This is a genomic window from Mesorhizobium sp. A556, assembly GCF_054489545.1.
On sequence record NZ_JBTMXA010000004.1, the window covers coordinates 123,739 to 137,227 of the forward strand.

At 65.8% G+C, this 13,489-nt stretch carries 10 protein-coding genes; 6 read left to right on the forward strand and 4 right to left on the reverse strand.

Annotation, left to right across the window (positions count from 1 at the left end; all coding sequences use genetic code 11):
- The 3 genes from hrpB to ACX3P0_RS11035 all read left to right on the forward strand — a co-directional run bounded on the left by hrpB (position 1) and on the right by ACX3P0_RS11035 (position 4,488).
- A complete protein-coding gene (gene hrpB, locus ACX3P0_RS11025) occupies positions 1–2,484 on the forward strand; it encodes an ATP-dependent helicase HrpB (RefSeq protein WP_459088427.1) in 2,484 nt (827 codons plus the stop codon).
- Between the two features lie 32 nt (positions 2,485–2,516).
- The gene (locus tag ACX3P0_RS11030) at positions 2,517–3,842 is read left to right on the forward strand and encodes an ActS/PrrB/RegB family redox-sensitive histidine kinase (protein ID WP_459079115.1); all 1,326 of its coding nucleotides are present in this window, start codon (positions 2,517–2,519) and stop codon (positions 3,840–3,842) included.
- Positions 3,843–3,924: 82 nt separating this feature from the next.
- Positions 3,925–4,488: an ActR/PrrA/RegA family redox response regulator transcription factor gene (locus ACX3P0_RS11035; RefSeq protein WP_459088429.1), complete on the forward strand. Its 564-nt coding sequence runs from the start codon at positions 3,925–3,927 to the stop codon at positions 4,486–4,488.
- Positions 4,489–4,528: 40 nt separating this feature from the next.
- Here the strand turns inward: ACX3P0_RS11035 and ACX3P0_RS11040 are convergent, their stop codons facing one another.
- Positions 4,529–5,029 (reverse strand): MmcB family DNA repair protein, encoded by a 501-nt coding sequence (locus ACX3P0_RS11040; RefSeq protein ID WP_459088431.1) that lies wholly within the window; start codon positions 5,027–5,029, stop codon positions 4,529–4,531.
- Positions 5,030–5,129: 100 nt separating this feature from the next.
- Positions 5,130–5,528: a Cu(I)-responsive transcriptional regulator gene (cueR, locus tag ACX3P0_RS11045; protein WP_459079237.1), complete on the reverse strand. Its 399-nt coding sequence runs from the start codon at positions 5,526–5,528 to the stop codon at positions 5,130–5,132.
- Positions 5,529–5,846: 318 nt separating this feature from the next.
- On the opposite strand from cueR, the gene ACX3P0_RS11050 reads away from it, so the two are divergent.
- The gene (locus ACX3P0_RS11050) at positions 5,847–6,461 is read left to right on the forward strand and encodes a L,D-transpeptidase (RefSeq protein WP_459088433.1); all 615 of its coding nucleotides are present in this window, start codon (positions 5,847–5,849) and stop codon (positions 6,459–6,461) included.
- Positions 6,462–6,655: 194 nt separating this feature from the next.
- Here the strand turns inward: ACX3P0_RS11050 and ACX3P0_RS11055 are convergent, their stop codons facing one another.
- Positions 6,656–10,150: an indolepyruvate ferredoxin oxidoreductase family protein gene (locus ACX3P0_RS11055; RefSeq protein ID WP_459088435.1), complete on the reverse strand. Its 3,495-nt coding sequence runs from the start codon at positions 10,148–10,150 to the stop codon at positions 6,656–6,658.
- Entirely contained in the window at positions 10,147–11,571 is a 1,425-nt protein-coding gene (locus tag ACX3P0_RS11060) for an FAD-binding oxidoreductase (protein WP_459088437.1), read from the reverse strand. Before ACX3P0_RS11060 ends, ACX3P0_RS11055 begins: the two co-directional genes overlap by 4 nt.
- A 127-nt stretch (positions 11,572–11,698) precedes the next feature.
- Here ACX3P0_RS11060 and ACX3P0_RS11065 point away from each other — a divergent pair, with 127 nt between their 5' ends.
- A complete protein-coding gene (locus tag ACX3P0_RS11065) occupies positions 11,699–12,469 on the forward strand; it encodes a FadR/GntR family transcriptional regulator (RefSeq protein WP_459088439.1) in 771 nt (256 codons plus the stop codon).
- 18 nt (positions 12,470–12,487) lie between these two features.
- Positions 12,488–13,480 carry an MDR family oxidoreductase gene (locus tag ACX3P0_RS11070; RefSeq protein ID WP_459088441.1) on the forward strand — a complete coding sequence of 331 codons (993 nt, stop codon included), beginning with the start codon at positions 12,488–12,490 and terminating at the stop codon, positions 13,478–13,480.
- Positions 13,481–13,489: the final 9 nt, after the last annotated feature.

Consider the following 13,489-nt stretch of genomic DNA (forward strand, 5'->3'; position numbering starts at 1 on the left):
ATGCGAGGCAAGGTGACGTCCCGGAATTTGCCCGTCCTGCCGGTATCGGCCGCGCTGCCGGCGCTGGGCGAGGCGCTTGCGGCCGGCAACGCCGCCGTGCTGGTCGCGCCGCCCGGTGCAGGCAAGACCACGCTGGTGCCGCTGGCGCTGCTCGACGCCCCGTGGCGTGGCGACGGCAAGATAATCCTGCTCGAACCCCGCCGCCTTGCCGCGCGTGCAGCCGCGCGGCGCATGGCGTCGCTGCTCGGCGAGGAGCCCGGCGAAACGGTCGGCTACGCCATGCGCATGGAAAACCGCACTTCGGCGCGCACGAAAATCCTCGTCGTCACGGAAGGCGTGTTTTCGCGCATGATCCTCGACGATCCCGAATTGCCGGGCATCGCCGCCGTGCTGTTCGACGAATTCCACGAACGCTCGCTGGACGGCGATTTCGGGCTGGCGCTGGCGCTCGACGTGCAGGGCGCGCTGCGGCCGGATTTGCGCCTGCTGGTAATGTCGGCGACGCTAGACGGCGCGCGCGTGGCGAGGCTGCTTTCGGATGCGCCGGTGATCAAAAGCCAGGGCCGCGCCTTTCCGGTCGACATCCGCTACCAGGAGCGCCCGGCGGGCATGCCGGTCGAGGACGCCATGGCGAGGGCGATCCGGGCCGCTCTGGCCGATGAAACCGGCAGCATTCTCGCTTTCCTGCCCGGCCAGCGCGAAATTTTGCGCACGGCCGAGCGGCTGGAAGGAAGGCTCGCAGCCGATACCGTCATTGTGCCGCTCTACGGCCTGCTCGACGGCAAGGCGCAGGACGCCGCCATCAAGCCGTCGCCGGCCGGCCAGCGCAAGGTGGTGCTGGCGACCTCGATTGCCGAAACCTCCATCACCATCGACGGCGTGCGCGTCGTCATCGACAGCGGCCTGTCGCGGCTGCCGCGCTTCGAGCCGGCAAGCGGCTTGACCCGGCTGGAAACGGTGCGCGCAAGCCGGGCTTCCGCCGACCAGCGCGCCGGCCGCGCGGGGCGCACGCAGGCGGGCGTGGCGATCCGCCTGTGGCGGGCCGAGCAGACGGCGGCACTGCCGGCTTTCACGCCGCCCGAAATCCTGGAAGCCGACCTTTCCGGGCTGGTGCTGGACTGTGCCGCCTTCGGCGTAGCCGATCCGGCCACGCTTTCCTTCCTCGATCCGCCGCCCGCGCCGGCACTTGCCGAGGCAAGAACGCTGCTGCGGGCGCTGCATGCTATCGACGATGCCGGACGGCTGACCGAACAGGGCAGGAGCATGCGCCGCCTGGCGCTGCCGGTGCGGCTGGCGCATATGGTGGCCGAAGCAGCCAAGACCGGACACGCACGGGATGCCGCTCAACTTGCCGTGCTTTTGACCGAGCGCGGTCTTGGTGGCGACGGCGTCGATCTCGAACGGCGGCTGATGCGGTTTCGCAACGAGAAGTCGCCCCGCGCCAATGCGGCAAGGCAGTTGGCCGAAAAGCTGGCGCGCAGCATTTCGCCCCGCGTCGATCCTCACCGCACGGGAGAGAAAAACAGCGGCGCGCTGCTTCTGCATGCGTGGCCGGACCGCATCGCCAAGGCGCGGGGGACGCGCGGGCGCTTCGTGCTGGCCAACGGCTCGGGTGCGGCGCTCGACCCGGCCGATCCGCTGGCGGGCGAGGCGTTTCTGGTGGTGGCGGACCTGACCGGCAAGGCGCAGAACGCCCGTATCACGGCGGCGGCCGCCATCGACGAAGCCGATATCCGTGCCGCCGTGGGCGACAGGATCGAAACGCGCCGCGAAACGCTATTCGATCCCGACCGTCGCGCCGTGCGCGTGCGCGAAACCGTCCGGCTGGGTGCGATCACGCTTTCCGAACGCATGCTGCCGGCCCCTTCCGGCGCGGATGCGGACCGCGCCATCATCGATGCGCTGCGCGAACACGGGCTTGCCCTGCTGCCGTGGAGTAGGCAAGCGGAGATTTTGCGGCGGCGGCTTTCCTGGCTCCATCGCGGGCTTGGCACGCCGTGGCCCGAGGTTTCGGACGCAGCGCTGCTCGAAAACCTCGAAGAATGGCTCGAACCGTTCCTGACCGGTGCCGCCGCCTTTGCCACCATCGACGCGAGCACGATTTCCGCAGGGCTTGTCTCGCTGGTACCGCACGATCTGCAACGCAAGATCGAGGCGCTCGCGCCGACCCATTTCGACGCTCCCTCGGGTAGCCGCGTCCCCATCCGCTACGACGAGGAAGGCCCGGTGCTGGCGATCCGGGTGCAGGAACTGTTCGGGCTGGACCGCCACCCTTCGATTGCCGGCGGCACCGTGCCGCTGACGGTGGAACTCTTGTCCCCGGCGCATCGGCCGATCCAGACGACGCGCGACCTGCCCGGCTTCTGGCGCGGCTCGTGGGCGGATGTGCGCGCCGACATGCGCGGCCGTTATCCCAGGCATGTCTGGCCGGAAAACCCGCTGCTTGCACCGCCGACCAGCCGCGCCAAGCCGCGTGGTAGCTAGAATTTTTCGCCGCGCGGCTGTAAAGGCAGCAAATGAACGCTTTCCAGCACGCGCCCGATTTCCGGCAGAGCCAGCGGCTGCGCCTAAACACGCTGATCCGGCTGCGCTGGCTTGCCATTGTCGGCCAGAGCGTCACCGTCATCATCGTCGCCTATGGCTTGCAGTTTCCGCTGCCGGTCGGCCTGTGCTTCGCCTTCATCGCCTCGTCGGCCTGGCTCAACGTCATCCTCGCGCTGCGCTTTCCGGCCGCCCACCGGCTGAAGCCGCTGGCCGCCCTGGCGATCCTGGTTTTCGACAGTCTGCAGCTCGCCGGCCTGCTATACATGACCGGCGGCCTCACCAACCCGTTCTCGCTGCTGATGACGGTACCTGTGGTCATTTCGGCGGCCTCCCTGCCGCTGCGCCTCACCGCGCTGCTTTGCGTGCTGGCGATGGGGACGGCGACGCTGCTGGTGTTCTTTCATCAGCCGCTGCCCTGGACCTCGGGCGCGCAGCTTGCCCTGCCGTTCGTCTATGTCGCGGGCATGTGGATGGCGCTGTTCTCGTCGATCTCGTTCACTGCCATCTACGCTTTTCGCGTTGCCGAGGAAGCCCGCCTGCTCGCCAATGCGCTGGCGGCCACCGAACTGGTGCTGCAGCGCGAACAGCATCTGTCGGCGCTCGACGGGCTGGCGGCGGCGGCGGCGCATGAACTGGGCACGCCGCTCGCCACCATCGCGCTCGTCGCCAAGGAGATGGAAAAGGCGCTCGGCACGGACTCGAAATACCGCGAGGACGTCACCTTGCTGCGTTCGCAAAGCGAGCGCTGCCGCGAGATCCTCAAGCGGTTGACCAGCCTGTCGTCAGAAGGCGAGCCGCAGCTTTCGAAACTGCCGCTGACCTCTCTGGTCGAGGAGGTGATCGCGCCGCATCGCGACTTCGGCATCTCGATCACCCTGCTGCCGGGCGAACGGATCGGGCCGGAGCCGGTCGGGCGACGCAACCCCGGCGTGCTCTACGGCCTCGGCAATCTGGTCGAGAACGCGGTGGATTTCGCCAGCACGAAGGTCACCATCCGCTGGAACTGGAACGACACAAGCGTCAACTTCTCCATCACCGACGACGGACCGGGCATTCCCGCCGAAATCATCGACCGCATCGGCGAGCCCTATATGTCGACGCGGCAGGGCGCGGAGCCCGGCGGCGGCCTCGGCCTTGGCCTGTTCATCGCCAAGACCCTGCTAGAACGCTCGGGCGCGACCTTGACATTCAACAATTCGAACGGGCCGGGCGAAGGCGCGGTCGTCTCCGTCGGCTGGCCGCGCGCCAGTTTCCTGCATTCGCCATCCGCCGAAACCGGCATGTTCGACACCGCGTGACGGCGGCGGCAGGACACTGGAATTGGACAAGCGCATGCAACAACGGTATTTGCTGAAGAGCGAGTAAAAAGGACGAACGACAATGAACGGCGAAGATGCCGCTGACGGCATGGTAACGGGCGACGATACCTCCCTTCTGATCGTCGAGGACGACAAGCCTTTCCTGACCCGGCTGGCGCGCGCCATGGAAACAAGGGGTTTCGTGGTCGACACCGCCGAAAGCGTCGAGGAAGCGGTCGGCAAGGCGCGCGCCAATCCGCCCGCCTACGCCGTGGTCGACATGCGGCTCGGCGACGGCAACGGACTGGACGTGGTGGAAGCCATCCGCGAGAAGCGCGCGGACGCGCGCACCGTTATCCTCACCGGCTATGGCAATATCGCCACCGCGGTGACAGCGGTGAAGCTCGGCGCGGTCGACTATCTGTCGAAGCCAGCCGACGCCGACGACGTGTTTGCAGCCCTTACACGCACGGCCGGCGAGCGCGCGGCACCGCCGGAAAACCCGATGTCGGCCGACCGGGTGCGCTGGGAGCACATCCAGCGCGTCTATGAAATGTGCGAGCGCAACGTCTCCGAAACCGCCCGCCGCCTCAACATGCACCGCCGCACGCTGCAGCGCATCCTGGCCAAGCGCGCGCCGAGGTAGGAAAAGAGGGAATAGGGAATAGGGTATTTTCTACTCCCTACTATTCACTCTCTCCCTCCACTGCCGGGATCGAGACGCCGGCCAGTTCGGCCGCCAGCAGGCGGGCCGCGCCGGCGCGGGCGATCCGTAGCATCAGCGCCTTGCGCGTCGCTGCAGCCATCCGATGTTCCGGCGCGTCGCGCATGATTTCCGCGCCATAGCCGTCCGAGAGAATAAATCCGCATTCGGGCGGGAAGATTTCCGCCGGCACGCCCGGATGGGTGGCAAAGAAGAACCGATCCGAATGCAGCCGGTAATCCGGCCATTTGCGGTCGACCCGAAAATCCTCGACCGAGGACTTTATCTCGATGATCCAGATCTCGCCCGACCGCGTCAGCGCGACGAGGTCGGCGCGCCGCCCCGTGGCCAGCGACAGTTCGGGCAGCACATGCGCGCCCATCTGCACAAGCAGGCGCTGCACCCCGCGCCGCACCAGCATGGCGCGCTCCGACTGGCGGCCGTCGATGAGGGGATTGGATAGAATCGGGGATACGATGGGCATGGGCCGATCATGCCTGATTCTGTTCACGGTTTGAACCCGTGCAACGCGGGTGCTGACGCTTTTCCGATTCCGCTCGCCGATCTCGGCGTGGCATTGGCCTTCACGTCGTAGAAGCCGCGCCAGCCATTTCTTCCAAAATCGGGCAGTCGGGGCGGGCGTCGCCATGGCAGGCGTGGATGAGCGTCTGCAGCGTGGCGCGCATCGACTGAAGCTCGCGCACCTTTTCCTCGATCGCCGCGACATGGGCGGAAGCGATCCGGCGGACGTCGGCACTGGCGCGCTCGCGATCGTGGTAGAGCGCCATCAACTGCCGGCAATCCTCTATCGAAAAGCCGAGCGTGCGGGCGCGCTTCAGGAAGGCGAGCCGATGGACGTCGCTGCCCGAATAGGCGCGATAGCCGTTGTCGGCGCGCTCGGGCAAGATGAGGCCGATCTCCTCGTAATAGCGGATGGTCTTGGCTGGAAGCCCGGCACGCCGGGCGGCTTCACCGACATTCATGAATCTTGTCCTCGTCTAGATTTAGAGCGCCGTGCGGGGCGCACAAAGGCCGCTCTGCCACTTCGATTGAGCATCGGAATAATCCGAAAGCCGGTAGCCACTTTTCGGTCCGATGCTCCAGTCGCAGTCACGCCGTTGAATCTGCTTCACATTCCCGTGACAACTGTTGTTAAAATACCACAGCGCAGCGCTTTATGGCCGCGCCCCATAGCGCATATAGGCACCGCCTGCTTGGCAGGCAAAGCAAATGCCCGCATGAATGAAGGCGGAACCATGGCGCGAATCGGGTCATGCTTGGTTGGGCGGGGCATCGTTTTCATGCGCATCAAATCTCTTTTCATCGCTGCATCGCTGGCTGTCGCCCTATCGGGTTGCAGCACGGTTGGCCCGATGCAGGTGTTCACCAACGATTACGGCGCCGTCACCGACGCGGGCTACCGCCTGCCGCGCATCCCCATCGAAAAGGTGCCGATGAAATATCGGCGCCAGATCGTGCGCTACGATACGGCCGAAAAGCCCGGCACCATCATCGTCGATACCGGCAACAAGTTTCTCTATTTCGTCATGGGTGACGGCAAGGCGATGCGCTACGGCATCGGCGTCGGCCGCGAGGGCATGGAGTGGCACGGCACCGCCCGCGTCGCGCTGAAGCGCGAATGGCCGACCTGGACGCCGCCCGCCGCCATGATCGGGCGCCAGCCGGAACTGAGGAAATGGGCGGGTGGCATGCCGCCCGGCCTGACCAACCCGCTCGGCGCGCGCGCTCTTTATCTGTTCAACAAGGGCGGCGATTCGGGCTATCGCCTGCACGGCAGCCCGGAATGGAACTCGATCGGACACGCCATGTCGTCGGGCTGCATCCGGCTGATGAACCAGGACATCATCGACCTCTACAGCCGCGCCGATGTCGGCGCCAAGGTCATCGTGATGTAACGAAGAAAATAGGCGGACCGTCCAGGCAACAACGGACGTCCCAGGGCATCGGACCGAAAAGCGGTTACCCGTTTTCGGAAAATCCGATGCTCACTTAAACCGTCGAAGCGTCCAGCCGGACGCCCGGCGCTCCAATGAAAACCGGGCTGTTCTGGCCCGGTTTTTTGTTTTCTGGACGCCGGCAAAGTCAGGCTCTATGCCAAGCTGGCGCCACGCGCGATGAATGTCGATTGGTCCTGGGGCCCCGGTTGCTCCAGTCTTGCCAGCAATTCCGCCTTGCGTTGCTCGAAGCGCTGGGCGGCGGCCTGTTTGATATGACCGTAGCCGCGAATTTCTTCCGGCAGGCCGGCAAGCTCGGTTGCAGCCGCCAGGTTTTCCCGGTCCAGCCGCGCCGTCAGATCCTCGACGAGCGCGAAATATTCCTCGATCAGCCGGCGCTCCATCCGGCGCTCAGTGGTTCGGCCGAACGGGTCGAAACGCGTGCCGCGCAGTCCCTTGGCGCGATCCAGAAGCCAGAATAGGGGCTCGATCCAGCGGCCGACCTCGATCTTTGCTGGATGGCCGGTGCGCGGATCGATACGTGTCAGCATCGGTGGCGCGAGATTGTAGCGGATTTTATAGCTGCCCTCGAACTGCTCGGTGAGCTTGCGCCGGAATGCCGGGTCGCGATGCAGCCGCGCCACCTCGTATTCGTCCTTGTAAGCCATCAGCTTGAACGCCGCTTTGGCGACTGCCGTCGCGAAGGGCGCAGCACCGGCCCCGAGGCGTTCTTCCGCCTGCCGGGCCTTGTCGACCAGGCTGCGATAGCGCTCCGCATAGGCGGCGTTCTGGTAGCCGGTGAGGAAGGTGACACGGCGCGCGACCAATTCATCCAGCGTCTGCGCCGGTGGTGTGGGGGCGGCCGCCAGCCCGGCCTGTGCGGTGACGAAGGCGATATCCTGCGCCGAACGGCGACCCCAGGCAAAGGCGGCGCGGTTCATCGCCACGCCCGCGCCGTTGAGGTCGATGGCGTTCTCGATTGCTGCCCGGCTGATCGGCACGAAGCCTTTTTGCCAGGCATGGCCGAGCAGGAACATGTTGGCGGCGATCGCATCGCCAAACAGGGCTGTCGCGAGCTTCATGGCGGGCAAGGTGACAAGGGCGTCCTCGCCGGCGGCATTGCGCAGGCGGCGTAGCGTCGCGGCCTCCCGGAAGTCGATGGTGGTGTCCTTCACGAAGGCGGCGGTCGGCGCGAAATGGTCATCGACAACCGCTTGGGTCCTGCCCTTGCCGAAGGTGGCGATGACATTTTGCGAAGCGGTTGCGACGAGGTCGAAGCCAAGCACGAGATCGGCCTCGGTCTGGCCGATGCGCGCGGCGTTGAGGAAGTGCGGCTCTCTGGCCAGCCGGATATGCGAAACGACCGTGCCGTTTTTCTGCGCCAGGCCGGTTTGATCGAGCGTCACCAGAGATAGCCCATCGAGATGGGCGGCCTGCGACAGGATCGCACTGACGGTAACGACGCCGGTGCCGCCGATGCCGGCCAGCAGCATGCTGTAGGGCTGGCTGTGGAGAACGGGCAGGCTTGGCTCGGGCAGGTTTGCATCCGCCTCGCCGGCCGCCTTGGCGCGCGGCTTGCGGATGCGCGCGTTTTCGACGCTGACGAAGCTTGGGCAGAACCCTTTGACGCAGGTGAGATCGGTGTTGCAACTCGACTGGTTGATGGCGCGCTTGCGGCCGAATTCGGTTTCGCGCGGCTCGACCGAAATGCAGTTGGATACCGCCGAGCAATCACCGCAGCCCTCGCAGACCAGTTCGTTGATGAAGGCGCGCTTGGGCGAGACGGGATAGGTGCCGCGCTTGCGCCGCCGGCGCTTTTCCGCCGCGCAAACCTGGTCGTAGACCAGCACGGTGACGCCCTCGATCTCGCGCAGTTCGCGCTGCACGCCGTCAAGTTCGTCGCGGTGGTGGACAGTGACCGCGCGCGGCAACTGGCCGGCCAGAAGCTGTGGCCGTTCGGAAACGACGACGACCCGCTTGGCGCCTTCGGCGAGAACCTGCCCGACAATCAGCGGCACCGACAATTCGCCGTCATGGCGCTGGCCGCCGGTCATGGCGACCGCATCGTTGTAGAGGATCTTGTAGGTTGCGTTGACCTTGGCGGCGATGCCCGCGCGGATGGCAAGCAGGCCCGAATGGAAATAGGTGCCGTCGCCCATATTGACGAAGATGTGCTTCTCGTCGGTGAAGGGCGACAAGCCGATCCACGCGCCGCCTTCGCCGCCCATCTGGGTGAAAGTCGAGGTGTCGCGCTCCATGCCGATCACCATCATATGGCAGCCGATGCCGGTGGAGGCGCGGCTGCCCTGAGGCACGACGGTCGAGGTCGAGTGCGGGCAGCCCGAGCAGAAATAGGGATCGCGGCTAAGCAGGCCGGGCTCGGCCGGAACAGGGTTGCCGATGCTGGCCAACCGCTCGGTCCCATCGGTGAGGCCGAGCCAGGCGACGATCGCCCTTGCAACGGAAAGCGTGCCGATTTCGCCGGTGAAAGGCAACAGGCGGCCCTTGTCCGGGCCGCTCTTGCCGAACACAAGGGGGCGGCTTTCGGCCGGCAGGTTGAACAATTGCGCCTTGATCTGTTCTTCGATGACGGGGCGCTTTTCCTCGACGACGAGGATCTGTTCCAGCCCCTCGGTGAATTCGCGCAGGCCTTGCGGCTCCAGCGGCCAGACCATGCCGACCTTGTAGAGACGGATGCCGAGTTCGGCCGCGCGTGCCTCGTCGATGCCAAGCAGGGCCAGCGCGCCCTTGAGGTCGAGCCATGACTTGCCGGTCGATACGATGCCAAGCCGCGCCCTGGGCGCTGGCCATATCTGCCTGTCGAGCCGGTTGGCGCGGGCGAAAGCCAAAATGGCGGCGAGCTTGGCTTCCTGCCGCACTTCCATGGCCTGCTGCCCGTCGGGCCAGCGTATGGACAGCCCATCTGCCGGCAGCGGCATATCGGGAAGGATGATGGCGGGGCGTGCTGGGTCCAGGTCGACCGTCGCGGAGCATTCGACGATCTCGGTTTGGCACTTGAAGCCGACCCAGGCGCCGCAATAGCGGCTCATCGCAAAGCCGAGCAGGCCGTATTCGATATACTCGCTCACGCCTGCTGGCGACAGCAGCGGCACCATGGCCGAAATCAGATTGTGCTCGCTTTGGTGCGGAAGCGTGGAAGACACCGCGCCATGATCGTCGCCGACGAGAAGCAGGACGCCACCATGCCTGCTGGTGCCGGCGGCGTTGGCGTGGCGGATGACGTCCATGCTGCGGTCGACGCCGGGGCCTTTGCCGTACCACATCGAAAACACGCCGTCGTAGCGGGCGCCCGAAAACATGCCGGTCTGCTGGGTGCCCCAGACGGCGGTCGCCGCCATGTCCTCGTTCAGGCCGGGCTGGAAGACGATATGGCATTCTTTCAGGTATTTTGCGGCGTTGCCCATTTCGCGATCGAACCCGGCCAGCGGCGAGCCGCGATAGCCGGACACGTAGCCTGCCGTATTCAATCCGGCGGCGAGATCGCGCTGACGCTGGATCATGGGAAGACGGATCAGCGCCTGCGTGCCCGAAACCAGGATACGGCCGCGTTCGAGCGTGTAGCGCTCGTCGAGCGGGGACGGCATGCCGGCCGGTTGCGCGCCGTTGTTGGAAGTCCTGGCCGCGTTCATGGCTGCTCTCGCGTGTCGGTTCGGGCATGTGGCATGTCGAAGATGCGGCCCGGATTGAGGATGTTGTTGGAATCGAACGTCGATTTCAGGCGGCGCATCGCCGCGATTTCGGCTGGACTGCGCGTCAGGTGCAAAAAAGCCTTCTTGTCGAGGCCGATGCCATGTTCGGCGGAAATCGACCCGCCTGCCTGCGCGACGCAGTCGAAAACGGCGGCCGCGAGATCGTTTGCGCGTTCGGTGCGCGCGACATAGTGCAAATTGCCGTCGCCGAGATGGCCGAAAATATAGACCCGCGCCGCCGGATCGACCCGGCTTTGGGCGACAGCGGCCAGATCGAGGAATTCAGCCATGCGGGGCAGCGGCAGGCTGACGTCGAGGCTCAGCATCGCCCCTTCGGCGAACAGGAAGCGGTTGCAATCGTCGCGCAGCGCCCACAAGGCATGAAACTCGCGCTCCGACTGCGACAGCACGACATCGTCGACCAGACCGTCCTCGATCGCCTGCGCCAGCGCGTCGGCCAGGGCTTCCCGACCCATGCCGGGTGCCATGGATTGAACGTCGGTCAGGACATAAACCGGCGAGGAAAGCGCCACTGGTGCGGTCACGCCCAGCGCCGACACCATATCCGCCATCAGCGGCGCGAGGATCACTTCGAAAGCGCCAAGCGCGCCGCCGAGGCGTCCGCGCAGGAATTTCAGCAGGCCAAGTGCTGTATCGAGCGAAGGCAGCGAGCAGAACGCGGCGGCTTGTTCGAGCGGCTTGGGCTGCAATCTCAGGCAGGCGCGCGTAACGACGCCGAGCGTGCCTTCGCTGCCGATGAAAAGCTGGCTGAGATCGTAGCCGGAATTGTCCTTGGCCAGCCCCTTGAGCGAGGAAAGGATGCTGCCGTCGGCCAGCACGGCCAGCACGGCCTCCAGCCCCAGGACCTGCGCGCGGAAATTCCCGTAGGCAAGGACGCGGATGCCGCCGGCATTGGTGGCGATATTGCCGCCGATGGTGGCGGTGCCGCGCGCGCCGATATCGACGCCGAACAGCATGCCCGCCGCGTCCGCCTTTTCCTGCACCGCCTGAAGGGCTGCACCCGCAGCGGCGACGACGGTGCCGGCCATCGGCTCGACCGCTTCGATCGCGGTCATGCGTTCCAGCGACAAGACCGCCTCGCCGGGCAGGACACGAGCGCCGCCCGAAAGCCCGGTGCGGCCACCCTGGACGACGAGAGGCAGGCGCGCCGCGTTGCATGCCGTGAGCATCGCGGCCACGTCGCCAGTGCCGCGCGGCCGCATGACCAGTTCGGGCCGCGCGCCCGGCTCGCCGGAAAGATCGTCGCTATAGCGTGGCTCGATGGCGTCGCCGACGAGGATCGCGGCCCGGTCAAGCCGCGCTTCAAGGAGGGAGAGAACCTGTTCTGTGGGTTGCGTCATGATGCCTGGAAAGTCCGGGGTAGCCATATCGAGCGACCGTCGGAAGCAGCTTATTTTGCTTGCAATATTTGTCAAACCTATATTGTTTAGTTTTTTGGCCTGCGGAAGACCGGGCTATGGAGGTCGAATGCCGATCGAATATCAGGAAGTGGTGCGCATCGGCGTGGCCCGGCAGGTCTCCGAAAAGATTCGCGAGGCGATCCTCTCCGGCCGGCTCCAGATCGACGAGCGGCTTCCCACCGAAGAAGATCTGGCGAAAAGCTTCGGCGTATCCCGCCCGACCGTGCGCGAGGCGTTGAAGCGGTTGGCCGCCCAAAACCTCATCCGTTCGCAACGCGGCCCGTCGGGCGGCACGTTTGTCAGCCGTCCAGATCCCAAAGGACTGTCGGCCGCCATCACCGGGGCCGCGACGCTTCTGGTCGGGGTCGGGGCCTTCGATATCGACGAGATTATCGGCGCGCGGCTGGAAACGGAAGCAATCTGCAGCCGGCTCGCCTGCGAGCGGCGCAGCGCGGCGGATCTCGAGGCGATGCGCGCGGAAATCGAAATGCAGCGCCGTCCTTCGCTGAGCGACGAGGAATTCTGCGCTTCCGACGTGCGCTTCCACCGTTCGGTGGTCGAGGCCGCCGGCAACGGCCCGCTCAGCCTGATGATGTACACCGTCGTCGAGGCCTTCATGCCGATCACCAACATGATCGTTTCGCATGTGCGCGAGCGCAGCGCCGTTGCCGCCTTTCACGAAAGGCTGGCCGATACCATCGAGGCGCGCGACCCGAAGGCGGCGGGCGCCGTGCTCGGCGAACTTCTCGCCTATCTTCGCCAAAGCTATGCCACCAGCCTGGCCCGGCGCGCCGAACGGCAGCCGGCCCGCGCGGGCGCACCAACGCATTCTGCATAACCTATACCGGAGAATTTTATGAGCGAGACGTTTACCGCATTGATGATCGAGGATGTCGACGGCAAGCCGCGCGCCGCCTTCCGTGAAATCACCAGGGCCGATCTGCCGGATAACGACGTTCTGGTCGAGGTCAGCTATTCGAGCCTCAACTACAAGGACGGTCTTGCCGTTTCGGGCAAAGGGCGCATCGCGCGCCGCCTGCCGATGATCGCCGGCATCGACATGGCCGGCACGGTGGTCGAATCGCGCTCGCCGCAATGGAAGGCGGGCGACAAGGTGATCGCCAATGGCTGGGGCATGTCGGAAACGGAATCGGGTGCTTATACGCGCTTCCAGCGGATGAAGCCGGAATGGCTGATGCCCCTGCCGCAAGCCTTCACCATGCAGGAGGCGATGGCGATCGGGACTGCCGGCTATACGGCGGCGCTGTGCGTGGACGCGCTCGAAAGATGGGGCGTTATCCAGAAGGGCAGCGGCGAAGTGCTGGTAACGGGGGCTGCCGGCGGCGTCGGCTCGACCGCCGTCAGCCTGTTGTCGTCGAAAGGCTATAGCGTCGTTGCCTCGACCGGCCGCGCGGCCGCGCACGACTATCTGCGCTCGCTTGGCGCTTCGTCCTTCATCGACCGCGCGGAACTGTCGGTCGCGCCGAAGCCCCTGCAAAAGGAGCGCTGGAGCGGCGCGGTGGATTCGGTCGGCTCCACGACGCTTGCCAACGTTTTGGCGCAGACCGTCTATGGCGGCGCGGTTGCCGCCTGCGGCCTTGCCGGCGGCCACGATTTGCCCGGCACGGTCATGCCGCACATCCTGCGCAGCGTGGCGCTGATCGGCGTCGATTCCGTCTATGCGCCGATGGCCCGTCGCGAGCAGGCATGGCAGACGCTGGCCGACCATCTCGACCGCGACAAGCTTGCCGCGATGACGCAGACGCGGAAGATGGCCGAACTGCCCGAACTCGCCAACCAGATCCTGGCCGGATCGGTGCGCGGCCGTGTCGTCATCGAAATTGCATAACGCCAGGAG

What these genes read in the sequence shown, in the direction of transcription:
- ACX3P0_RS11060 (WP_459088437.1), bottom strand. Translation starts at nt 11,571, where the DNA reads ATGACGCAACCCACAGAACAGGTTCTCTCCCTCCTTGAAGCGCGGCTT.
- ACX3P0_RS11035 (WP_459088429.1), top strand. Translation starts at nt 3,925, where the DNA reads ATGAACGGCGAAGATGCCGCTGACGGCATGGTAACGGGCGACGATACC.
- cueR (WP_459079237.1), bottom strand. Translation starts at nt 5,528, where the DNA reads ATGAATGTCGGTGAAGCCGCCCGGCGTGCCGGGCTTCCAGCCAAGACC.
- ACX3P0_RS11070 (WP_459088441.1), top strand. Translation starts at nt 12,488, where the DNA reads ATGAGCGAGACGTTTACCGCATTGATGATCGAGGATGTCGACGGCAAG.
- ACX3P0_RS11030 (WP_459079115.1), top strand. Translation starts at nt 2,517, where the DNA reads ATGAACGCTTTCCAGCACGCGCCCGATTTCCGGCAGAGCCAGCGGCTG.
- ACX3P0_RS11065 (WP_459088439.1), top strand. Translation starts at nt 11,699, where the DNA reads ATGCCGATCGAATATCAGGAAGTGGTGCGCATCGGCGTGGCCCGGCAG.
- hrpB (WP_459088427.1), top strand. Translation starts at nt 1, where the DNA reads ATGCGAGGCAAGGTGACGTCCCGGAATTTGCCCGTCCTGCCGGTATCG.
- ACX3P0_RS11055 (WP_459088435.1), bottom strand. Translation starts at nt 10,150, where the DNA reads ATGAACGCGGCCAGGACTTCCAACAACGGCGCGCAACCGGCCGGCATG.
- ACX3P0_RS11040 (WP_459088431.1), bottom strand. Translation starts at nt 5,029, where the DNA reads ATGCCCATCGTATCCCCGATTCTATCCAATCCCCTCATCGACGGCCGC.
- ACX3P0_RS11050 (WP_459088433.1), top strand. Translation starts at nt 5,847, where the DNA reads ATGCGCATCAAATCTCTTTTCATCGCTGCATCGCTGGCTGTCGCCCTA.